This is a genomic window from Gaetbulibacter sp. M240 (assembly GCF_043876815.1).
Lineage (GTDB): Bacteria > Bacteroidota > Bacteroidia > Flavobacteriales > Flavobacteriaceae > Gaetbulibacter_A.
Window position 1 is genome coordinate 13,456 of sequence record NZ_JBAWKA010000006.1, and the last position, 25,570, is coordinate 39,025.

Sequence of the window (25,570 nt, forward strand, 5' to 3'; positions counted from 1 at the left end):
CAGAATGGCTTGTATAATGCTTTATGATAGTTGTATATATCACAGATTAATCGATGTTTTAATAAATTCCTGGTTATTTTTTAAACCATTTCTTGGAGAATGATCTGTAAAGGTGGGTAAATTCAATTCTTTCTTATAATTCATTTTTCAAAAGGCGAAAATTTTTTTTTCGAGATTAAAAGATTCAATAAGATTTTTGTTCCGCTACTAAAAAAGCCGAATATTTCTATATTCGGCTTTTTTATTTAAAATTGTTTCTAAAATGTCATCTTTACTTTCCGTAGGCTCCCGCTAAACGATGAACAAACCGGTCTGTTTTCCTAAATAATTCTAAGAACGGTTTTATCAGATGTACACCAAATTGAAATGGCACTAAATCAAACCATAACTTAAACTCATGGTTTTGATCACTTTTTACAAGGAGCTTATTTTTTATTTCAAAATCGAAATACTTTTTGTTCTTCAAAAGTTTCTCCTCCTTGTTGTTAAAAATAAGTTTTTGAGAATCATTGGTTACATAAATTCGAATAACAGAATATGTGCCTTTCGGAAGTTTTGATAGGCACCGAGTTCTAATAAACTGACCTGATCCCAATCCTTTGATACTGATAACGGTTTCGCCTGAGCTTTTCAATATTTTATGCTCCATACCTTTACTGTCAATAGCTGAAATACTGCTTAAACTAAGATCAAGTTGGGATACTCCCGAATTATATAATTCATTATTTAATAAGGTTATCTCTTTGGTGTTCATATCACTGGTATACCAAAAGTGCGGTTGATGCATAATGGGATACGACAGGTAATTATTTGGATATCTTTTAATTGTTTTCATAACTAAATGTATTTTAATTATACAGTGCAAAATTAGTCTTAGGCATGAGGTGCAACAATAACCGAATTGACGAGTTTATATGCTATATTGATCGAATTACACTATATTATCACCTTATGGTGTTAATTTAATATTAATAACCGGTTAAATTCATGTTGTGGTTGAGATTCTTTTCGACTAAACAGTTTCCTTTTGTAACAATAGTTACGCGCCACCACGGGTATTCAATGTATTTTTGTTAGTGGATATTAAATAAGAACTTTTAAATATGTCAATTTTAGGAAAATTATTTGGTTTGGGAGGTCCCGAATCTGATGCTGTAAAAGTACTGCCTGTGAAGGATTTCATTGAAGGCATGAAAAACAAAAAAGCACAATTAGTTGACGTGCGCACCCCGAACGAATTTCGTCAGGGGCATTACAAAAATGCTGAGAATATTGATTTCTTTGATAGGATAAATTTCGACAAGAAATTGGAGAAATTAGATAAAAACAGACCTGTTTACCTGTATTGTAGAAGTGGCATGCGCAGTAATAAGGCGGCAAAAAAATTAGCTCAAATGGGTTTTCAGGAAATATATGACCTGAGCGGAGGTTATAGATAAAAGGACACTTTAAATCTGCATGGGTTTAAAGTTGGTTCAATGTTTTAATTAGATTTGAATTTAAAGGCAGACTTCCCGGTCTGCCTTTTTATTGTAAAAATTTGGGTGTAAAGTAAATTGTGATAGCTTGGGTGTTCAGATTACTTTTATTAAAAGGAATAAATAATCCAATGAGGTATTTTAACAAGAGTTCCGAATAACAAGTTCGGTGTCAATGATAACTTTCTTATGAGTAACTGGAATATTTTTTTGCTTGCATTCTATTTCATCAAATAATAAAACAGTGGAGGTTTCTCCCATTTTATAAGCGTTTTGATCAATGGAAGATAAACTTGGTGTTATTACTGAAGCCATAAACCAGTTACTAAAACCAAAAATGGCAATTTCATCAGGAATTTTGATACCTTGTTCATTAAAGTAGTTAATGGCACCTATAGCTAGCAAGTCATTAACCGTAAAAATGGCATCTACATTAGTACCGTGATCTTCAATGAGTTGTTTGGCCCGTAAATACCCTTCGCTAAAATCCGAATTTTTATCACATATATAAACCAAACTAGGATCGAATGGAATGCCATGATCTTCCAATGCTTTTTTATAGCCCAAAAACCGATCGATGGAATTTTGCGGATTTAAACTCCCTCGAAAATGAGAAATTCGTTTATGACCTTTCTTGATTAAATAACTAACGGCATTATAAGCCGCCTGCCTGTCATCAATGTAAACCTTTGAACATTGAATGAGTTTTGCAATCTTATCAAAAAGAATAAGCGGCACACCATAATCTATTATTTTTTGAAGGTGCTTAAAATCCTTGGTATTGTTGGATAATGAAACTAAAACGCCATCAACGCCCTTATTTAATAAAAGATCGACTTGTTTTTTTTCCAGCTCATAATCTTCGTTAGATTGCATGATGATTACCATGTAATTATAACTTTCAGCCTCCTTTAAAATAGCATCAAGGATACTAGAGAAAAAGAAATGTACCATCGTCGGGATAATAACGCCTATGGTTTTAGATTGTTTTTTTCGAAGTCCTACAGCGAAGGAATTCGGAACATAGTTCAACTTTTCCGCTAAGGCTTTAACCTGAGCTTTAGTTTTTGGACTTACATCGGCGTAATCTTTTAAGGCTTTTGAAACAGTGGTTACCGAAATACCAAGTTGATTCGCTATATCTTTTAGGGTGGTAGGTTTCATGCTTGTCCTATTAATCCTTTAAAGGTTTGTTAAAAATTAGGTTAAAACTCTAAAGTTACATTAATTATTGGTTTTCAAAATCAAATTTATAGTTCGAGATATGGTGAATTTCTGTAATGTTTAGATTAAATGTAAAATTTACAATTTAATAAAATAAGCACCTTATTTTTATCATATTACCATTTAGACTTGATTTAATTCATAATTATTGTATATTTAATGGTATAATATGAAGTTAAGATAAGGGTAATTGTTAAATCGAAAACGTTTTCGATAAGATTTCAGCCATTTTTATCAGCAAATTTTTTTATTACAAAATAAGACAATTAAATTCGTTTTGTAATTAACAGTATTTTAACAATCACCGATAAATATTCTTAATTATTTATTAATTACTAACTAAACTCAATATGAAAAACAAATTACTAAAGAAGCTTTTGCTTCCTTTGGCATTATTGCTTGGAAGCTTTATTTATGCTCAGACGGTAACAGGAACTGTTTCCGACGCCTCCGGACCATTACCAGGAGTAAACGTATTAGTAAAAGGAACATCGGTTGGTACTGTAACCGACTTTGATGGGAATTTTGAAATTGGTGCCACCAATGGAGACGTGCTTGTGTTTTCCTACATCGGTTACAAAACACAGGAAGTCACTGTTTCAGGGGGTACCGTTAATGTAACTATGGCAGAAGATGCTGCGCTACTTAGCGAAATTGTGGTTATCGGATATGGGCAAACAACTGTTAAAGATGCTACAGGAGCAGTGTCATCTGTACAGGCAGAAGATTTTAACAAAGGTATTATTTCGTCGCCCGAACAATTGATTCAAGGTAAAACTGCCGGAATTCAAATTACTCAATCAAGTGGTGAACCCGGAGCGGGAATTTCTGTACGTATTAGGGGTACAGCCTCGATACGTTCTAACAATAACCCTTTGTTCGTTGTGGATGGTGTGCCTCTTGCTGGTGATGATACATCGGCCGGTGCTCAAGATATAGGATTTGGATCGAAGGGAGCTTCAAACCCATTAAACTTTATAAATCCAAATGATATCGCAAGTATAAGTGTTTTAAAAGATGCTTCTTCAACAGCTATTTATGGGTCCCGAGGTGCCAATGGCGTGGTTATTATTACTACTAAAACTGGACGAGGGGCAATTGGAGAATCCTGGGAGTATTCGGCTTCAGCAAGTTCCGCCTCTGTTGCAAACAGATATACTTTATTAGGTAGAGAGCAATTTTTAAGTGCTGTAACCCAATTTGGGGGTGATGCAGTCACGGCTGATGCAGGTTCAGATACAGATTGGCAGGATTATATTTTTAGATCACCAATTTCCTTCAATAATAATTTAGCTTATAGCAATAGTTTTGAGAAGGGTTCAGTGCGAGCCACTTTTAGCTATAGCGATCAAGAAGGTGTTATTATTGGTTCGGGCTTAGAAAGAATTACAGGTCGTATTAATGCCGAGCATCGCTTTTTTGATGATAAGCTTAAAATTGGGATTCAAACCACCTACTCGAGAGAAAATAACAAAGGACCTGGTTTAAGTTCCAGTGCTGGATATCGAGGTGATTTATTAGGTTCTGCTTATTCTGCAAATCCAACCTGGCCAACAGATCCTACCTTTTCAGACCCTGGAGGTTTGGCAAGTCCTGCGGCGTTTGCAAATTATGTTAAAAATAAAACAAACACAGATAGAATTCTACTAAATGGGTTTGCTGAATATAAAGTTACTCCTGAATTAACAGCAAAACTCAACTTGGGTTATGATCAATCTAATTCGGATAGATACATTGCAGGTAGTGGTCTTGCCAGAAATATTGCTGATGATATTTTCGGAGTAGGTAGAGGCTTTTTAGGAACTGTAGATAATCTTAATCACTTATTAGAACTTACCGTTAACTACAAAAAAGACTTTTCTAATTCTAAACTAGATGCCTTGGTTGGATATTCATTTCAAGATTTTAGAAAAAGTGGGAAAAATGTTTTAGCCCGTGGTTTTGGCAGTGTTGAAGACCCTAGTGCTATGTGGGATGTTATTAGACAATCAGCTGACTTGATTGAATCAAATATTAGCGGTAGTTATCAGCAATATGGGATAGCACCAAATGGTAACTTTATAAATAGATTATTTCCAACACCAGTTACAGATAATTTAACGGCACCTGCTAATTTGGGAGTCACAAGTATTTATGGAGATTTCTTTGACACTACAGATGAAATCCAATCCTTTTTTGCGAGGGTTAACTATACTATTGCCGATAAATATTTATTCACTGCGACTGTTAGAGCCGATGGTTCTTCTCGTTTTAGTTCAAATAATCAATATGGATATTTTCCTTCTGGAGCTTTCGCATGGAAAATTAATGAAGAAGATTTTATGGGAGACTTATTCTCTACTCTTAAACTACGTCTTAGTGCCGGTATTACAGGTAATCAAGATGGTTTAGGTTATGGAAGTTATTTGCGTAGAGAACGTTACGGAGCGCCTAATATTGAAAATGGAGGAAACATAAATGTTCCTGGTTTGACGGCAGTTGCTTTTGCAAATCCAGATTTAAAATGGGAGCAAACCACATCCTACGGTATTGGACTTGATTTTGGTTTTGCGAATGAACGTTTAACAGGTAGTATTGATTTATACAGAAAAGAAACTAATGATTTACTACTGTCTGTTACAGCGGCGCAACCATCTCCTCAACCTTTTTACTTTAGAAATTTAGATGCAACTGTGTTGAATCAGGGTATCGAATTTTCATTGAATTACGGTATTTTACAGCAGGAAGATTTAACTTGGGATGCTAGTTTTAACATTTCTTATAATAAAAACGAATTACAAAATTTTGCAGGTCAAATCCAAGCTGGGACTATTTATGGCCAGGGATTGTCAAATGCTTTTGCACAAATGCTTGCAGGCGGATATCCATTGTTCTCGTATTTTTTGAGAGATTTCCAGGGATTTGATGCTAATGGTCAGCCTATAGGAGATATTCAAGACTTCGTTGGTAAATCTGCTTTGCCGGATATTACAGCTGGCTTTTCTACATATGCAAATTATAAGAATTGGAGTTTATCGGCTTATTTTGCAGGTCAATTTGGAGGTTATATTTATAACAATACCAGAAATGCATTCTTTACAGCAGGTGCTATTGCAGGAGGACGTAATGTAACTCCTGATGTATTAACTTCGGGTGAAGGTGGAAATGCTGAAGCCGCAGTATCAACAAGATTTTTAGAAAGCGGTGATTTTATTCGTTTGCAAAATTTAACTTTAGGATACGATTTTGACCTAAAAGAAGATTCTTTTCTGAAAATATTGCGTTTGTCTTTAACGGGTCAAAATCTTTTCGTTATTACACCGTATAGTGGGCCAGATCCTGAGGTTAGCACTCAAGCGCAGGGTACATTAAATAATCTTCCTACGGCAGGAATTGATTATGTATCGTATCCTCGACCAATAACAATTACGTTTGGGCTTAATGCTAAATTTTAAAAAAACAGAAAAATGAAAAAAATATCAATTAATTTAAATTTACTTTTTAGCTTAATAGCTTTAGTAATGATGTCATCTTGTACAGATTTGGAATTGATCGCAGATGACTCAATAATATCGAAAGATAGTGGAGGAGGATTTACGGGTGTTGAAGATCCCGCAGGTTCCTTGAACAACGTTTATAATCAATTCAATGGAATTTACGGCACGCAAGAAAACGTGTATGCCTTATCAGAAGTATCTTCCGATGAATATTTGGTTCCTACTCGTGGGACGGATTGGGGAGATAATGGTATTTGGAGAACTTTGCACCTTCATAGTTGGACTGCAGGACATAAATTCATATTAGATACTTGGAACTCATTTAATCAAATGGCATATAACTGTAATGAGATTATTGATTCGAGAAGTGGGTCCTCAGCTCAACAAATTGCCGAAGCAAAGTTTATAAGAGCCTATGCTATGTGGCAGATATTGGATAACTTCGGTCAAGTGCCATTTAGGGAAGTAGATGAAGGGCCAGAAGTTAACCCAAAAGTACTATCAGGTACCGAAGCTTTAACAGCCATTTTAGATGATTTAGATGCTGCTCTTCCAGATCTACCTTCAGTAGGTCCTTTGGGAGCAACAAATAGGGCAAGTAAAGCTGCGGCCTATTTTTTAAAAGCCAGAGTATTGTTGAATGCTGGTATCTATAGAGGAGGCACAAGTCCAGAAGCAAGCGATATGCCCGGGGTAATCGCAGCAGTTGATGCTATTACAAGTGAAGGTTTTCAATTGAATGATGGTTACTTTGAAATGTTTGACGCAGATGCAGAAAGTAGTGAAAGAATTTTTTATTGTAATGCCGGTCAGGGCAGTAGAATGTGGAAAGGTTTGCATTATAGTCAAGGTCATCCTGATAACCCTGGTGGTGGTTGGAATGGTTTTACAACCTTAGCTGCTTTTTATGATTCTTTCGAAGGTAATCCAAATTCTAATTATGTGGGTGATGGTCAAGAAGAACGCAGAGGTTGGGTGCCTGATGCTACTACAGCCAATTCTGATAATAATGGTTTTGGATATGGATTCTTAATAGGGCAACAGTATAATGCCGCTGGTCAAGAATTAGATGCTAGAGGAGGTAAAAAGCTAATTTTCACCAGAGAGTTACCTGGATTGGTAGGTAATAGTGATGTTACCGGTATCCGAGTGTTGAAATATTCACCTGCAAATGGTGCATTTTCAGCTCCTGTTCTTCTTTTTAGATATGCTGACGCCTATTTGATGAAAGCTGAGGCCATGATGCGTAGTGGTGATGACGTTACTCAAATGGTAAATGATTTAAGAGTCTTAAGAAAGGCACAACCACTTGGAAGTGTTACTGAAGATGATATGCTGGCTGAACGAGGAAGGGAATTATACGATGAGCATGTGAGACGAATGGATTTAATTCGTTTTAACAAATTTGCGACACCTTGGGAACTTAAAGAAAGTACGGATGAAACTAGAAGTTTATTCCCGATACCTACAAATGCAATTTTATCTAATCCTAATTTAGTTCAGAATCCAGGATATTAATAACTTAAAATTTGATTGTTTAAACAAAGAGGATATTTTAAAATACATCCTCTTTGTTTGTTTATATCAGACTTGAACTCTTGAAAATGTTACGTGTGAATGTTTTTAAAAAGCAACTATACCATAATTTTAAATGAATTTTCGATAATATCACAATTCGAATATCTTTAATTTGGAACAAAATTTCAATGAAATTATTAATAACTTTCTAGTCTAAATTAAATCATAATTATACCCTTTAATGATAGCGAAATGAAAATACCATCGCAACAAATCAAATTATTAATAGTTTTAGTTATTGCTTTTTGTTTTAGTTCATGTGAATCAAATAAACAGCAGGAAACCATCGATAAAGAACTTGAAAATACCTTATTCACCTTAAAGGACACAAGTGAAACAGGAATTCACTTTATAAACAAGGTCGAGAACGAAAAGGATTTTAATATTTTTAAGTATCGGAATTTTTATAATGGCGGAGGCGTTGCTATTGGGGATATTAACAATGATGGTTTGCCTGATGTTTATTTAACCGCGAATCGAACCAAAAATAAAATATATCTCAATAAAGGTAACTTTAAATTTGAAGATATCACACAAAGTTCAAATGCTGGTGGTAGTAAGTCATGGTCTACTGGAGTTGTTATGGTTGATATAAATGGTGATGGTTTTTTAGATATTTATGTATGTAATGCCGGAAATTCAAAAGAAGATCTTCAAAAAAATGAACTGTTTATCAACAATGGCGATTTGACTTTTACGGAAAATGCAGAAGAATATAATTTGGCTGATAGCGGTTTTACTACCCATGCAGCTTTTTTTGACTATGATCAAGATGGCGATCTTGATGCCTATATTTTGAATAATAGTTTTATTCCAGTTAATAGTTTGGGATATTCCAACAAAAGAGATTTAAGAGGTAATAACTGGGATGTGCCTGAAATGTTTAAAGGAGGTGGAGATAAGTTATTGCGAAATGACAATGGTAAATTTACAGATGTAAGCGAAGAAGCCGGGATTTATGGCAGTTTAATAGGGTTTGGTCTGGGAGTTACCGTGGGTGATGTTAACAATGATTTGTTGCCAGATATATATGTTTCAAATGATTTTTATGAACGCGATTATTTATATATCAATAATGGCGATGGGACTTTTACGGAAGATATAAAGAATCGCATGGGCCATTTAAGCATGTCATCTATGGGCGCAGACATGGCCGATATCAACAACGATGGTCAACCGGAAATTTTTGTTACTGACATGCTCCCAGAAGGAGATGCCCGACTTAAAAACACCAGTAATTTTGATGGATATGATATCTTTCAGCTTAAAAAAGGGAAAGACTTTTATAATCAATACATGCAGAATACAATGCAGTTGAATAATGGAGACAATACATTTTCAGAAATTGCATTTTACAGTGGGGTGGCGGAGACGGATTGGTCATGGGGTGCCTTGCTTTTTGATATGGATAATGATGGTTACAAAGATATTTATGTTTGCAATGGTATTTATAAAGACTTAACGAATCAGGATTTTATTGAATTTTTTGCCAATGAAATGTATCAAAAAATGGCTATTTCGGGAGTTAAGACTTCTCAGGATTCAATTATAAATATTATGCCATCCACGCCGGTGGTTAACTATGCTTATAGAAATAATCGCGATTTAACATTCACTAATGAAACAAAACAATGGGGTTTTAGCCATCCCAGTTTTTCAAATGGTGCTGCTTACGGCGATCTGGATAATGATGGCGATCTTGACCTCATTGTCAATAATTTGAATATGCCACTATTTGTATACGAAAACAATTCAAATAAAAACTACTTAAAGGTTTATTTAAAAGGCGAAAAACCAAATACCTTCGCTGTAGGAAGTATTGTTGAATTGTTTGTAAATGGAAAAACACTTCGTCAAGAATTAATACCCTCTCGTGGGTTTCAATCATCTATTGAATACACCATGACATTTGGATTAGGAACCGCTAAACAAGCAGATTCAATAAAGGTCATTTGGCCTAATAAAAACATACAGCATATTGGTGCGACAAAAGCTAATCAATCTGTGGTGTTTAAAATGCAAGATGCTAAGGATAAATATGAACCAAATAAAGTTAAAGTCCCCAAAAAATACTTTATTGAAGTTGAAAGTGCTATAAAACCTCATAAAGAAGACATCTATATAGATTTCAATTATGAAGGTCTCATTCCTAAAATGCTTTCAAGAGAAGGGCCTGCAATAGCCATAGGCGATATTGATATTGATGGAAATGACGACGTTTTTATAGGTGGCGCCAATAATCAAACAGGACAATTGTACCTTCAGAAAAAAAGTGGTGAACTAACACCTTCAAGTTTTACTACTGAAGCTTTTTTTGAAGATACCTGCGCAATTTTTATTGATATTGATAATGATAACGATTTGGATTTGGTTGTTGGGTCAGGGGGTAATTTTCATGGCGCAAGAACAGGTGTAAGAGCTTATGTTAACGATGGAAATGGAAAATTTAGCGATTATAAAATTTTAATGAGAACCAATACAAATATTTCTTCTATTGCTCCTCATGATTTTGATGGTGACGGGGATGTTGATTTATTTGTTTCCAGTTTAAGTGTTGTAGGAACTTATGGTATGACCCCACAAAATGCCCTTCTGGAAAACGATGGTAAAGGCAATTTTACTAATGTCACCAATGAAAAGGCGCCTAAAACAAAATCAATAGGAATGTCCTCAGATGCCATTTGGCAGGATATTGATGGTGATAAAATAAAGGATTTAATTGTGGTTGGACAATGGATGTCTCCTAAAATATTTAAGAATACAGGAGCACAATTAGAAGAATATGCTACAAGCTTAAGTGATTATCCCGGCTGGTATAATACGGTAGAAGCGAAAGATTTGGATCATGATGGCGATATGGACCTTATTTTGGGAAATCGTGGTTTAAATTCAATTTATGAAGCGGATAAAGAACATCCTGCTAAAATGTACATTAACGATTTTGATGCCAATGGCACTATTGAACAGATTTTCACAAGAACCATCAATGGAAAAGATGTTCCAATTCATTTAAAAAAAGAACTCACCGGTCAAATCGTATCGCTTAAAAAACAAAATTTAAAGTTTAGTGAATATGCCACGAAATCAATTGACGAGCTTTTTTCAAAAAGTGTTCTTGATGCTTCTAAAGTAAAAGAGGTCACGACATTTTCGAGTTATATAGCTTATAATAATGGCAATGGTAATTTCACAATAAAGCAATTACCGGCTGAAGCTCAGTTTTCTTGTATATGTGATATTGAATGTCAGGATATCAATGAAGATGGTAATCTTGATCTCATCGTGGGAGGAAACGATTTTGGCTTTAAACCTCAGTTTTCCCGCTTAGATGCCAATGAAGGATTGGTGTTGTTTGGAGATGCGAAAGGAAATTTCAAAACTCAAACAAGCACTGGATTTAAGGTTGTAGGCGAAGTAAAAGTTATAGACTGGTTTAGAGATAAGTCTGATAGAAAATATTTAATCGTCGGTATCAATAACAATAAACCAAGAATATTTAAAGTAAATGAATAAAAAGGTCGCTCTGATATTGTTTTTTTTAACGATTGCGTGCAGCCGTGCCAAGCAGGATTATTTATTATCCATTGTAGATAAAAAACATACCGGAGTTGATTTTCAAAATACTTTGAGACCAACAGACTCCCTGAACATTTTAGATTATTTATATTATTATAACGGAGGAGGCGTGGCTGTAGGTGATATTAATAATGATAATCTTGTTGACGTGTTTTTCACTTCAAATCAGGGTAAAAACAAACTTTATCTCAATAAAGGTAATTTTGTTTTTGAGGATATTACTGATAAAGCTGGTGTTGAAGGTGCTTCAGACTGGAATACCGGAACTGTAATGGCAGATGTTAATGGTGATGGGTTTTTGGATATTTATGTTTGTGCGGTTGTAGGTATTCACGGTCTGAAGGGAGCCAATGAACTTTTCATAAATAATGGAAACGGGACCTTTTCGGAGCAAGCTACAAAATATAACCTTAGTTTTAAAAATTACAGCACTACAGTATCCTTTTTTGATTATGATAACGATGGCGACCTTGATATGTACTTACTCAATCATGCAATTCATAGTCAAAATTCCTTTGGTAAGGCTGATATTCGTTATAAACGTGATCTAAATAGCGGGGATAAATTATTGCGAAATGATGGAGGCTCATTTACTGATGTAAGCGAAGAAGCTGGAATTTTTGGTGGCGCAAATGGTTACGGACTGGGCATTGCCACTCAGGATTTTAATAATGATGGATTTGTGGATTTATACATCAGTAATGATTTTCATGAAGATGATTATTATTATTTGAATAATGGCAATGGCACCTTTACTGAGAAACTTAAGAGCGAATTTGGAAAAACAAGTCGTTTCTCCATGGGAAGTGATGTGGCTGATTTAAATCATGATGGCCTGACGGATATTTTAACCTTGGATATGGCACCTGAAGATGAAACTGTTTTAAAATCTTCAATGGGTGATGAAACGGTTGATATGTTAAATTTGCGAACAAAAAACTTAGGATACCACTATCAATATACTCGTAATATGTTACAGATTAATACGGGTGAAAATTTCTCTGAAATGGCTCTGTTCAGTGGGTTGTCAGCTACTGATTGGAGTTGGTCAGCCTTGTTTGGTGATTTTAATCAAGATGGGGAACAAGATGTGTTTATTTCAAACGGAATCCCTAAACGACCTAATGATTTAGATTATATAAAATTTACATCTAATGAAGAAATAAAAGAATCATTAAAAGATTCCCGTTCATTAGACAAAGAGGTTTTAAAATTAATGCCTTCAGGAGCGGTGGCTAACCGTATTTATGAAGGGAATAAAAACTTATCGTTTAAAGATCAATCTGGAAATTGGATTTCAAATGAGGCCTTGATTTCAACAGGAAGTGCTTATGCTGATTTTGATAATGATGGCGATTTAGATATTGTCACAAATAATATTAATACACCGGCTTCTTTTTACAAGAATAACATTGATTCGACTGCGCATTATTTAAAACTCAAATTGAGATATAAGAAAGGCAATAGCTTTGGTATAGGCACCAAAGTCATATCCTATCATAACGGGATAAAACAATACAAACAGTTGTTTAATTCGAAAGGATTCCAATCATCTTCAGAACCTGTTATACATTTCGGATATGGTGCAGTTAGAAAAGTGGATTCAATCACTATTATTTGGCCTGATAATACTTTCCAAACAGTTGAAGATATTAAGACAAATCAAACCTTGAAAATAACCGCATTAAGCAAGCGATTCCCTTTTGACTATTCAAGATTATTAATAAAAACAAGGGCTTGGTTAACCAAAGTTGATAGCATAAAAGGCTTACGTTTTAGGCATAAAGAGAATAATTTTATTGATTTCAACCTTCATAAATTAATTCCTTATCAAGTTTCAGATCGCGGGCCGGCTACAGCTATTGGCGATTTAAACAATGATGGTAAACAGGATATTTTCTTTGGTAGTTCTCGTAACCAACCATCACAACTATTTATTCAAACAAATGATGGTTTCATAAAAAAAGATCTCCATGTTTATGAAGAAAACAAATTAACTGAGGATGTATCCGCGACAATAGCTGATTTTAATAAAGATGGTCAAAATGATTTATTTGTGGCTACCGGTGGGGGTGAATTTTATAATGAAGCAAAACCAATTCAAGATATACTTTATCAAAATAATGGCAATTTGGATTTTGAAAAAGCACAGCTACCGCACTATTTTGGAAACGCATCTGTTGTTAAGGCTATTGATGTTGACAATGATGGTGATTTAGACCTTTTTGTTGGTAATCATGTTGATGCATTGAATTTCGGGAAATTACCAGATTCATATTTCCTTATCAATGAAAAAAACAATTTTACCTTAAAGTTAGTTGAGAAATTAGGAATGGTAACCGATGCCATTACTACAGATTTCAATAGGGATGGCCAAACGGATATTATTGCTGTCGGCGAGTGGATGCACCCTGTTTTTTTGCTAAATAATCACGGGACCTTTAAGGATGTGACATCAAAAATTGTAAAAGGTCAGTTGAACGGATTATGGCAAAGTATAGCTGCTTTTGATATTGATAATGATGGGGACGATGATTATATATTGGGAAATTTTGGATTGAATTCAAAATTTAAAGCAACCAATAAATTTCCCATGAAAATGTATGTTGGAGATTTTGATAACAATAAATCAATTGAAACTATTGTGGTAACAGAAAAAAATGGGAAGTATTATACTCAATCTAGTTTAGATGAATTGGCAGGACAGCTAAATTATTTGAAAAAAAAATATACTTCATACAAGGATTTTGCAGGACAAACTGTTGAGGACATCTTTGGAGATGATGTTTTAAATGAGGCAGATTTGCTTACTGTAAATACATTGGCCTCAGGGTATTTGGAAAATACTAATGGTGCCTTTTCATTTCAACCATTTAAAAACGTTGAATTGCAATTGGCCCCAATTACAGAGATGCTTGAGAATGATTTTAATGCTGATGGAAAAACAGATATTTTATTAGCGGGTAATTATTTTGGCATTTCCCCATTTCATGGAAAATTTGATAGTTTTTCAGGGGCCGTTTTACAAAACAATGGTCAAGTTGTTACATCGAACCAGCTAGGTATTGATTTTTACGAAAAAGTAGTAAGGGGGTTGAACAGTTTTACTTTTAAAGGCCGTAACTACCTATTAGTAACAATAAATAATGATGAAATTGAAATTTACGAAATCCGGAGTTAATCAGTCAAATAGGATACAATCAAATGTTAGGGTGAAAAGAATCAAATTTATTATTTTTCTTGCGTTACTGTGTTTTTTTAGCTGGTATTTTTTTTTAAAAAGTTATGATTATCACATAACCTTTAAAACAAAAAATCCCACAGGTGTGGTTTTTAATACCCTTGCCGCTTGGAATAATTGGGAACCTCCAAGTAATAAAATGGTTAAGACCTATTCTGCAGTGCCTTATTCAAAATTGAATCAGGAATTACAGGTTTCAGATTCCATTATAAATATAGAATGGGAAATTAAGCGCACAGATTCTGTTACAGTAGTAACTGCTTATGTTAAAGATAAAAATCATAGCCTTATTCAAAAATTAAAAGTGCCCTTCGTAAGAACAGATTTCGTCAACAGAATGATAGCCACTGTAAAACGAATTCAAAAGGAACTTAATGCACTTAGTAAAGAGTATAAAGTTGGACCTATGGAAAATTCAAAAATTCCAAAACAATATTGCGCTTACATAAGTTTAGAATCAAAGCTAGGGGAAAAGGCTTCTAAAATGATGGCGAGTAACGCTTACATTTTAACATATTTAGAAGACAATAATATCGCCATTATGGGTCACCCATTTGTAGAAGTTAGCCAATGGAATAAAGAAAAAGGTTCAATGACCTTTAATTTTTGTTTTCCAGTTGCACACAATGAAGATTATCAATCAACGGAAGATATTAAATTTAAAATGACACAGGAAAAACCGGCATTAAAAACCATTTTTAATGGTAATTATAGAATTTCTGATTGTGCCTGGTTTTCAATAATTGACTTTGCTGAACAAAAAAATATTGATATTGAAAGATTGCCTACGGAGATATTTTTTAATGATCCACATGAAGGTGGTAACGACCGTGAGTGGAAAGCCGAAATATATATGCCACTAAATAATAACTAAAGATGAATGAGCTAATTTTATCCATTTTACTGCTAATAACACAGATTTCTGGTTCTAACAAAAAAAGTGAGATCGGTGATAATGATACCTCGGAATTAAAAACGAATTGCTGGAAAGAAGTAGTTTTGTGTCAAATCTATCCATCAACTTTTAAAGATATAAACGTTGATGATTTTGATAATAACGAACAACTCGATCAGCTCATATTTTATGATTTCTTTGGAACGAATGTTCCTTTTGCTTCTAAAGATGAGCTCACGCAGCAAATCCCGTCATTAAAGAAAAAATTCTTAAATTATAGTGCCTTTTCAAATGTGAATAACGTCATTAATTTAACACAAAATAATTAGACAAAGAAAGTAATGAAACAATTAAAATTTAAACTTCTTTCGGTTTTTATCCTAGCCATATTTTCAGCTTGTAGTGCACCTGAAAAGCATATTGAAGTTTCCCCGGAATTATTTTATAAATCGGTAGACAAGGTTATGGAAATTCAAATTCATGACATCTTTTCGCCCCCGGTTGCAAGTCGTATTTTTGCTTATCCCAATATTGCAGCTTATGAAATTTTAGCACAAAAAAGCTCAAATCTGGAGTCTTTGGTAGGTAAGGTTAACCAATTAGAACCCATTCCTACCGTAGATACTACCCAAAATGTTAATCTGGAATTATCGGCAATAATAGCCCATATGGAATTAAGCAAGGATCTTATTTTTTCTGAAGATCGTATGGAAACTTTGCAGGATAGTTTATACACCGTTTGGAAAAATGTAAATGAGGATGAGTTCGAAAAATCAAAGGCTTATGCTTTTGAAGTTCGAGATGCTATTAAAAAATACATGAGCAAAGATAATTATGCGCAAACACGAACCATGTCGAAGTTCACTGTAAATACAGACGACCCTTCGAGGTGGCAACCAACGCCTCCTGCTTATATGGATGGTATTGAACCGCATTGGAATTTGATTCGGCCCTTCGTAATCGACTCGGCCTCACAGTTCAAACCGGAAAGACCGCCGGAGTTTTCTATGGAAAAAGATTCCCAGTTTTATAAAGAGCTTATGGAGGTTTACGAGGTTGGAAATGATATTACCATGGAAGGGGATGATTCTGAAGGTATTCAAGTAGCACAATTTTGGGACTGTAATCCTTTTGTTTCCGTAACACGCGGGCATTTTATGTTCGCAACTAAAAAAATATCTCCGGGTGCGCATTGGATAGGGATCGTTAAAATTGCAACAAAAATGGAGAATTCTAATGTTGAAGAAACCGTAAACGCCTACACTAAAACCTCATTAGCCATTGCAGATGCATTCATAAGCTGCTGGGATGAAAAATATCGAAGTAATTTAATCCGCCCTGAAACCGTCATCAATAAATATATTGACCCCGATTGGTTACCCGTATTACAAACCCCGCCATTTCCCGAATATACCAGTGGACATTCTGTGGTATCGGGAGCTGCTTCAGTAGTTTTAACTGAGCTTTTTGGTCCTGACTTTCATTTTAATGATGATACAGAAACACAATTTGGATTACCCATACGAAGTTTCGACTCCTTTTATCAAGCCTCAAAAGAGGCCGCTTTAAGCAGGCTTTATGGAGGGATACATTACAGAGCGGCCATAGATAATGGATTGAAACAGGGCTTGGATTTAGGGCATTATGTGGCTAAAAAATTAAAGATATAAGAATAGAAGAAAACAAATTAAGCTAACTAACTAAACTCAATTATGAAAAAACTAATCACCGCAATGTTCGTTGCGTTTGTCCTTTTGGGCTGTAAAAAAGAGGTCAAGGAAGCAGAACCAATTGCTCAGGCAGAGGAAGCGGCTAATTGGTGGAAAGAAGGTGTTTTGTATCAAATTTATCCGCAAAGCTTTAAAGATACAGACGGTGATGGTTTTGGGGATTTTAAGGGCGTTATTGAAAAACTGGATTATCTGGAAAGCCTGAATATTAAAATGGTTTGGATGAATCCGTTTTTTAAATCTCCAATGGTAGATAACGGTTATGATGTTGGGGACTACCGTGGTATTTTACCGCGCTACGGAACTATGGAGGACTTCGATAATATGCTGGATGGCATGCATGAGCATGGGATCAAGTTTATTCTAGACATGGTAGTGAACCATAGTAGTGATGAGCATGAATGGTTCAAGCAATCACGGAGTTCCAGAGATAATCCTTACAGAGACTATTATCACTGGTGGCCAGCTGAAAAAGGGGAGCCACCGTTTCGGCACAGTCTTTTTGATCCTGATGGTGCCTGGACCTACGATGAAAAGACCAATGCCTATTACTTACACTATTTCTCTGATGCACAACCCGATCTCAATTGGGAAAACCCAAAAGTGCGTCAGGAGGTTTATGATATTATGAAATTCTGGGCCGAAAAAGGTGTGGATGGCTTCCGGATGGATGCTTTCCAGTATGCCAGTAAGGATACAACTTTTCCGGAGTGGCCCAAAGGTCATGAAAAGGACTTTGCTAAATGGTATGGTATGAATCCTCCCATTCATGATTATTTAAGGGAAATGAACGATCAGGTGTTCAGTAAATATGATGTGTTTGGTGTTTCTGAGGGTGCCGGAAGTACATTTCAAGATGCACACGATCTGGTTGATGCCGATCGTAAGGAACTTCAAATGGCTTATCATTTTGATTATGTAGGCTTATCAAGAAATACTGATGGCTTTAAACTAACCGACTTTAAAAAGGTATTTACCAAATGGGATAAAGCCTTTGCGGAAGAAGGTTGGTTATCCATCTTTTTATCGAATCATGATAATTCGAGAATGGTAAATCGCTTTGGTAATCCGAACCCGGAATTCAGAACCGTATCTACTCAAATGTTGAACACATTTCTTATGAGTATGCGTGGAACCCCTTACACCTATTACGGCGATGAATTAGGAATGACAAATATCGACATGCCAAATATTGATGAATATGTGGATGTTTCCGCCCTCGGCGAGTATCAAATGGCCAAGAATAGGGGTGATGATCTGGATAAGTTTATGATAGAACTTAACTATAATTCCAGAGAAAATGGGCGTACACCAATGCAATGGAACGATTCCCTTAATGCCGGATTTACTACCGGAACACCATGGAAAAAAGTAAATCCGAATTACGAGGACATAAATGTTGCCAAAGAAGAGGAAAATCCAAATAGTGTTTTAAATCATTTCAGAAAAGTGGTAAAACTCCGTAACGATAATAAAATTTTGGTTTACGGGAAATATCAACTTTTGGACGAAGCAAATGAGGAAACCTATGCTTTTATTCGGACACATGGGGAGAGAAAATTATTAGTGCTCCTTAATTTCACAGACCATGATTCTGACGTGGTTTTACCTGAAATTAAAAACATGCAAAACGAATTAATAAATAATTACGAAAGTCTGGCTAAAACCGATGATATGGTGACACTCAAACCGTATCAAGCCGTGATTTATGAATTAAAAACTAACTAAATTAATTAGATATGAAACTTTTTTATACCAGGTTTCTTCTGGTTGTTATGAGCCTTTTTGTTTTATCAGCTTGTAGTAAATCAGAACATACCTATTCTGTTAAATCCCCCGATAATAATATTGAAGTCGAATTCGCCTTATCAGATACTGGGCAACCCATGTATCTGTTAAATTATAAGAATAAAGCGGTTATTGATACCTCATATATTAGCTTCGACTTGAATTCGGCGCCTTCACTTAAGGAAAATTTTAAGGTGATAAACACAACTTCTGGAAGTGCCGATAGCACCTGGGAAATGCCTTGGGGTGAGGAGCTTGAAGTTCGAGATCATTACAATGAATTGATCGTTTACTTAGAGGAACAATTTGATGAACAGCGAAAAATGAATATTCATTTTAAAGTCTATGATGATGGTTTAGGTTTTCGATATGAATTCCCAGAACAACCAAATATGAAGGAGGTTCTAATTACCGATGAAAATACACAATTTAAACTTTCCGGTGACCACCAGGTGTGGTGGCAGCCCGGTGACTGGGACATTTATGAGCATCTGTATAACAATACTAAATTCTCTGAAATTGATGCGATAGCCTATCGCGATAATCCAAATTTAAAATCAACTTATATTCCTGAAAATGCTGTAAATACTCCGGTAACCATGAAAACAGCTGAAGGCTTGTATTTAAGTTTTCATGAAGCAGATCTAACTAACTACGCTGGGATGACCTTGAAGGTTGATGTTGAGAATCTCAGTATGGTAAGCGAGTTGGTTGGTTCTAAACGCTTAGGTGGTAAAGCCAAAGTTACGATACCATTCAATACGCCATGGAGAACCATACAAATTGAAGAAAAACCGGGTGATCTTATTGAATCCAAACTAAGCTTGAATTTAAACGAGCCCAATGAGCTTGGGGATGTATCCTATTTTACACCAATGAAATACGTCGGTATTTGGTGGGAAATGCATATTGGAAAATCCACTTGGGACCTCGAGGGTAGTCAGGATATGAATACCTTCACTACAGGGAAAGCGGGTACTTCTCGGCACGGGGCTAATACTGAAAATACCATGAAGTATATTGATTTTGCCGCAGCGAACAATATAAAAGGTATTTTGGTTGAAGGTTGGAATACCGGTTGGGATAAATGGATCAATGACGATCGCGAGGGTGTTTTCGATTTCATTACGCCATATCCGGATTTTGATTTCGATAAAGTAATGGCCTACGCCAAGGAAAAAGGTGTTCAGTTCATTATGCATCATGAAACCTCTGCCGCACCCATGACCTATGAAAAGCAAATGGACAAGGCTTATGCATTTATGGCAGATAATGATATCCATGCGGTTAAGACCGGATATGTTGGTAAGATTATTCCTGAGGGAGAATATCACCACGGGCAGTGGATGGTAAATCACTACCATAAGGTGCTTATTGAAACGGCCAAAATGAAAATAGCAGTAAATGCTCATGAACCGATCAAAGCTACAGGAAAACGCAGAACGTACCCTAATGCTATTGCCAGAGAGGGTTTACGTGGTCAGGAGTTTAATGCCTGGGGAAAGCTTGGAGGTAATCCGCCTAACCATTTGCCTAATATCGTATTTACGAGAATGCTATCAGGCCCAATTGATTTTACACCCGGTGTTTTCAATATTAAATTCAACGAATACAAAACTGAAAATCAGGTTAATACCACCTTGGCTCAGCAATTAGCGCTTTATGTGGTCATTTATTCTCCTATTCAAATGGCCTGCGATTTACCCGAACACTATATGGTTGACGGGAAAATTCATCCCGCTTTCCAGTTTATATCGGATGTTGGTGTTGATTGGCAAAAATCAAATGTTTTAGATGGTGAAGTAGGAGACTACGTGGTCATTGCACGTCAGGAACGCGAAACCGGAAATTGGTTTGTTGGTGGTATTACTGATGAAAATGCTAGAGATCAATCGATTAGATTCGATTTTCTTGAGCCCGGGAAAACCTACCAAGCCACGATTTATAAGGACGGGCCTAATGCCCATTGGGATAATAATCCTCAAAGTTATACTATTGAAAAAATGGAAGTTACTAACGAAAGTACTATTGATATTCATATGGCGCCAGGTGGTGGTTTTGCCATTAGTATTATGCAATAATTAATTAAAGAAAAACCAACCTTTCAAGATGACACTAAAAAAACCCGCGTTGACCTTTTGGCAAATTTTTAATATGAATGTCGGATTTCTTGGCATTCAATTTAGCTTTGGGTTACAACAAACCGCAGTTAATCCTATATTTTCATTTTTAGGAGCACATCACGATGAACTACCTTTGTTAAATTTGGCAGGCCCGATAACCGGATTAATTATACAACCCATTGTAGGTGCCATTTCAGACAAGACCTGGTCGCCAAGGTGGGGGAGGCGGAAACCCTTCTTTTTAATCGGCGCCCTTATAGGAAGTTTATGTCTATTTGCATTTCCATATAGTCCTTCACTTTGGTTTGCCGTAGGATTGTTATGGATCTTAGATGTGGGTAATAATATGGCTATGGAGCCTTACCGAGCTTTTGTTGGGGATAAATTACCAAATAAACAGTTGAGTTTTGGATATCAAATGCAAAGTTTATTTGTAGGTGCTGGAATCGTTTTAGCGAATGTCTCTATTTTTCTATATCAGGACTGGTTTGGTGGTGCTGAGGTTGCTGCAAAAGCGGCAATAGGAATCCCAAAATGGCTATATTATTCTTTTTTTATTGGAGCTTCCTTGTCAGTCATTACCATATTATGGTCCGTGTTAAAAACACCGGAAATACCACCTTCGGATGAGGAATATGAGGTGATCAAAAAACATAATGCAATGCCTTTTATAGATCGTGTTAAAACACCGTTTTTTGAAATTATTGAAGCTATAAAAGATATGCCAAAATTAATGTGGAAGCTATCTGCTGTATATTTATTTCAGTGGTACGCACTCTTTGTCTATTGGCAGTTTATATCGCCGATGTTCGAGGAAAGTATGCTGTTCAATAAATCTCAGGCCTTGAGCCAGGCGGCTAAAATGAATACAACCTATAACATATCAACGGTGGTATTCGCTATGATCTTAGTGCCACTGGCTTTAAAGTATGGAGGTAAGAAGGTATATGTTTTAAGTTTGTTTTTAACAGGGATGGCGCTTCTAAGCATTCCTTATATTCATGATCCGTTCTACGTGATTTTGCCTATGATCTTATTCGGTATAGGTTGGGCTGCTATGATGGGAATTCCTTACTCCATGGTTTCTAAAGTAGTTCCACAGGATCGTCGTGGTGTTTATATGGGTATTTTAAATATGATGATCGTGATTCCCATGTTCATCCAGACCTTAACATTCGGTCCGATCGAAAAATACTTACTCAATAATAGTGCTGTCAATGCTATTATTTTTGCTGGTGTATTTTTTATTATATCGGCCTTCCTGGCTATTAGGATTAAAGACCCCAGTTCTGATTTGGATGATGATGAACCCATACTACCTGTAGGAGGAGGACATTAAAACCAAAGCACTATGAAAAATTTAGGGATTAAAATTTCTGTGTATCTCAATTACTTTGTCTTCGCCATTTTATTAAATAGTGTCGGCATTGTGATTGAACGTTCTATTACGGTTTATAAGGTCACAGAGTCTCAGGCTTCGGTTCTAGAGGCTTTTAAGGACTTGCCAATTGCTATTGTGTCGTTTTTGGTGGCATCATTTTTACCTCGTTTTGGATATAAGAAAGCCATGCTTGCAGGTTTGGCTGTAGTATTTCTGGGTTGTTTACTTATGATCTCCGGGAATTCATTCTATTACACAAAAATTTTATTTCTTTCGATCGGCGTTAGTTTTGCGCTTATAAAACTATCTGTTTATTCCTTAATAGGGATACTTACCGAAACAAAAAAAGAACACGCTGCGATGATGAGTTCCATTGAAGGGTTTTTCATGGTAGGTATAGCCAGTGCCTATTTTTTGTTTCCAGCCTTCTTTAATGATAAATCAGATATGGATTCCTGGTTAAACGTTTATTATGTATTGTGCGGTATAATTGCCGTATCCTTTATCTTTTTGCTTTTTTCAAAGCTCGATTATGAAGTTGAAGCCATTGGAACCACCCTCATCGAAGATATCAAACAATCGGGAAAATTAATTGTGGTACCCTTGGTTTTAGTGTTCATTATTTCTGCATTTTTATTTGTGATGATTGAACAGGGGATTATGTCATGGTTACCCACATTCAATAAGAAAATATTTAAATTTGATTCTGTTCTAAGTACCCAAATGGCCAGTATATTAGCCTTATCTTTAGCTTTAGGCCGTTTTATTGCAGGTTTTTTAACTAAATACATTAAATGGGTCTATCTCGTGATCATTTGTGTGGTAATTTCAGGTTCCATTCTGGTTTATGTGTTGCCACAATTAATAATAGATAACGCCATTACCACAGAAATAACCAGTATAACAGATGTGCCATATTTAGGTTTTATTTTACCCTTAATAGGTTTGTTTATAGCACCTATCTATCCACTCTTAAATTCTACCGTTCTTAGTTCATTACCAAAAAGTTTACATTCACCAATGTCAGGACTAATTATTATTTTTTCCGCTCTTGGCGGAACCCTGGGATCAAGAATTGTTGGAGAATTATTCCAACATATTGGTGGTGCAAACGCTTTTTATTTCTTGTTGATCCCCATGGTCTTGCTCATAATTTTTGTAATAAAAATTGATAAGATGTCGAAACATAAAGTAGAAATACTATCATGATTTTTAAATTACCAATAGCTGATACGCTTCATGCGTTACTAGACCAGGAAGATACCGATCAGGATAAAAAAATTACCGTTGAAGATCAAGGGCCAAAAGTCTTTAAGATTACCTCAGAGTCCGGAGAAGTGTATGAGGTTAAAGGCACGTATCATTTATCGAACCTTTTACAAGAGCTCGTCATAGCGAAACAACGTGGTCAAGTTCAAGCCGAAATTTCTTTGGATAAAATTGAAGAGTTACCGGTACATCGTATTTCCAGAATGATCCGTGATTATTATTGGGATGGCTTAACCAGAAGGATGGATAAAACAGGTGTTAAAAGTCTGGTGTCCGACTCGAAGAACGCTTCCCTTACCGCAGAGAAACTACCTATTTATGTGCCTTATAAAGATTCATTAGCTTATGATTATTACAAGGTTCTGGAAAATGATCTTCCCATTGTTACCGTAAAATTACCGGAGGATATCACACCGGAATATGTAAAATCAATTAATCACAAGCCCGGTATATTATCTTTAAAATTAGAAGATCATAATGGTAAAATGGAAGGCGTGCCTTTTGTGGTGCCCGGTGGGCGCTTTAATGAAATGTATGGTTGGGATAGTTATTTTGAGTCGGTTGGCTTAATGTTGGATGGAAAGGTCGAATTAGCCAAAGCCATGGCAGATAACTTTCAGTATGAAATAAACCACTACGGAAAAATTTTAAATGCAAATCGCTCCTATTATTTAACTCGAACACAACCACCTTTTTATTCTACTTTAATAAGAGAGGTTTTCGAGATAACGCAAGACAAGAGCTGGTTAGCATCTCATCTGGAAACCGCCATAAAAGAATATGAGACTGTTTGGATGGTAGATGGAAAGCGCTTGACAAAAAATGGTTTAAATCGGTATTTGGCAGAAGGGATCGGCATAAGTCCGGAAGCCGAGGAAGGGCATTTTGATGCCGTTTTAAAACCGTTTGCAGAAAAGGAAGGTTTATCCATCAATGCTTACATCCGCAGTTATCAGTCAAGACAAATTCAAAATGATTTTTTAGATATATATTTTCTTCATGATCGCACGGTTCGCGAATCCGGGCATGATACCTCATATCGAATTGAAGGTAATTGTGCCGACTTGAATTTAGTAGAACTAAATGCTATGCTTTTTAAATATGAAATGGATTTTGCAGCGCTGATACGCGGTGTTTTTGATGATACATTCGAATCACCACTAAAAACTTATACCAGTAGTTATTGGCAAGAAAAGGCATTGGCAAGAAAAAAACATATGGATGAACTTTGCTGGAATGAAAGTAGAGGCATGTATTTTGATTTTAATCACATTATAAAAAGCCAATCTACATTTGTCTCTGCAACCACATTTACTCCCATGTGGTGTGGGATGGCTAGTGCTGATCAAGCTAAAAAATTGGTTGAGAATGCTTTGCCACTGATTAAAGAAAAAGGTGGAGTTGCCGGAAGCACAGAGGAAAGCAGAGGAGAAATTAGTGAAACTCGTCCGCACAGACAATGGGATTACCCTAATGGTTGGGCCCCGCATCAAATAATGATTTGGAAAGGCTTAATGAATTATGGCTTTAATGCGGAGGCTCAGGAACTCATATACCGATGGTTATTTATGATTACTAAAAATGCCGTGGATTATAATGGAACCATTCCTGAGAAATATGATGTGGTTGAAGCGACACACAAAGTGTTTTCAGAATATGGTAATGTAGGAACCGATTTTGAATATATGTCACAGGAAGGCTTTGGGTGGATGAATGCCTCTTACCAATATGGCTTATCCCTTATGGACAAACGCTATGTGGATGCACTAAACCGCTTAGAACCACCTGAAAATTTATTTTAAACTAACACA

General features: G+C 35.8%; 15 protein-coding genes. 13 read left to right on the forward strand and 2 right to left on the reverse strand.

Features of this window, described 5'->3' with window-relative positions; translation table 11 throughout:
• Positions 1-271: 271 nt before the first annotated feature.
• Positions 272-835 (reverse strand): hypothetical protein, encoded by a 564-nt coding sequence (locus tag V8G61_RS14580; RefSeq protein WP_394876629.1) that lies wholly within the window; start codon positions 833-835, stop codon positions 272-274.
• 268 nt (positions 836-1,103) lie between these two features.
• On the opposite strand from V8G61_RS14580, the gene V8G61_RS14585 reads away from it, so the two are divergent.
• Positions 1,104-1,439, forward strand: coding sequence for a rhodanese-like domain-containing protein (locus tag V8G61_RS14585; RefSeq protein ID WP_394876630.1), 336 nt, complete (start codon positions 1,104-1,106; stop codon positions 1,437-1,439).
• Positions 1,440-1,619: 180 nt separating this feature from the next.
• Here V8G61_RS14585 and V8G61_RS14590 read toward each other — a convergent pair whose 3' ends face one another.
• A complete protein-coding gene (locus V8G61_RS14590) occupies positions 1,620-2,642 on the reverse strand; it encodes a LacI family DNA-binding transcriptional regulator (RefSeq protein WP_394876631.1) in 1,023 nt (340 codons plus the stop codon).
• 410 nt (positions 2,643-3,052) lie between these two features.
• Between V8G61_RS14590 and V8G61_RS14595 the strand changes: the two genes are divergently transcribed.
• The 12 genes from V8G61_RS14595 to V8G61_RS14650 all read left to right on the forward strand — a co-directional run bounded on the left by V8G61_RS14595 (position 3,053) and on the right by V8G61_RS14650 (position 25,561).
• Positions 3,053-6,136, forward strand: a complete 3,084-nt coding sequence (locus V8G61_RS14595; RefSeq protein WP_394876632.1) for a SusC/RagA family TonB-linked outer membrane protein — start codon at positions 3,053-3,055, stop codon at positions 6,134-6,136.
• A gap of 12 nt (positions 6,137-6,148) precedes the next feature.
• The gene (locus V8G61_RS14600; RefSeq protein ID WP_394876633.1) at positions 6,149-7,696 is read left to right on the forward strand and encodes a RagB/SusD family nutrient uptake outer membrane protein; all 1,548 of its coding nucleotides are present in this window, start codon (positions 6,149-6,151) and stop codon (positions 7,694-7,696) included.
• A 252-nt stretch (positions 7,697-7,948) separates the two neighbouring features.
• On the forward strand, positions 7,949-11,269 hold the full coding sequence (locus V8G61_RS14605) for a VCBS repeat-containing protein (protein ID WP_394876634.1): 3,321 nt from the start codon (positions 7,949-7,951) through the stop codon (positions 11,267-11,269).
• Positions 11,262-14,513 (forward strand): VCBS repeat-containing protein, encoded by a 3,252-nt coding sequence (locus V8G61_RS14610; RefSeq protein ID WP_394876635.1) that lies wholly within the window; start codon positions 11,262-11,264, stop codon positions 14,511-14,513. Before V8G61_RS14605 ends, V8G61_RS14610 begins: the two co-directional genes overlap by 8 nt.
• A 145-nt stretch (positions 14,514-14,658) precedes the next feature.
• The gene (locus tag V8G61_RS14615; RefSeq protein WP_394876636.1) at positions 14,659-15,447 is read left to right on the forward strand and encodes an AraC family transcriptional regulator; all 789 of its coding nucleotides are present in this window, start codon (positions 14,659-14,661) and stop codon (positions 15,445-15,447) included.
• A 2-nt stretch (positions 15,448-15,449) separates the two neighbouring features.
• Entirely contained in the window at positions 15,450-15,797 is a 348-nt protein-coding gene (locus V8G61_RS14620; RefSeq protein ID WP_394876637.1) for a hypothetical protein, read from the forward strand.
• Positions 15,798-15,809: 12 nt separating this feature from the next.
• Complete coding sequence (locus V8G61_RS14625; RefSeq protein ID WP_394876638.1) at positions 15,810-17,138, forward strand: vanadium-dependent haloperoxidase; 1,329 nt, start codon at positions 15,810-15,812, stop codon at positions 17,136-17,138.
• Positions 17,139-17,180: 42 nt separating this feature from the next.
• Positions 17,181-18,926 (forward strand): alpha-glucosidase, encoded by a 1,746-nt coding sequence (locus tag V8G61_RS14630; protein ID WP_394876639.1) that lies wholly within the window; start codon positions 17,181-17,183, stop codon positions 18,924-18,926.
• A gap of 11 nt (positions 18,927-18,937) precedes the next feature.
• On the forward strand, positions 18,938-21,067 hold the full coding sequence (locus tag V8G61_RS14635; protein ID WP_394876640.1) for a glycoside hydrolase family 97 protein: 2,130 nt from the start codon (positions 18,938-18,940) through the stop codon (positions 21,065-21,067).
• A 28-nt stretch (positions 21,068-21,095) separates the two neighbouring features.
• Positions 21,096-22,448 (forward strand): MFS transporter, encoded by a 1,353-nt coding sequence (locus tag V8G61_RS14640; protein WP_394876641.1) that lies wholly within the window; start codon positions 21,096-21,098, stop codon positions 22,446-22,448.
• Positions 22,449-22,460: 12 nt separating this feature from the next.
• Positions 22,461-23,699 carry an MFS transporter gene (locus V8G61_RS14645; protein ID WP_394876642.1) on the forward strand — a complete coding sequence of 413 codons (1,239 nt, stop codon included), beginning with the start codon at positions 22,461-22,463 and terminating at the stop codon, positions 23,697-23,699.
• Positions 23,696-25,561: a trehalase family glycosidase gene (locus tag V8G61_RS14650; RefSeq protein ID WP_394876643.1), complete on the forward strand. Its 1,866-nt coding sequence runs from the start codon at positions 23,696-23,698 to the stop codon at positions 25,559-25,561. The genes V8G61_RS14645 and V8G61_RS14650 overlap by 4 nt, the downstream gene beginning before the upstream one ends.
• The last annotated feature ends 9 nt before the right edge of the window (positions 25,562-25,570 follow it).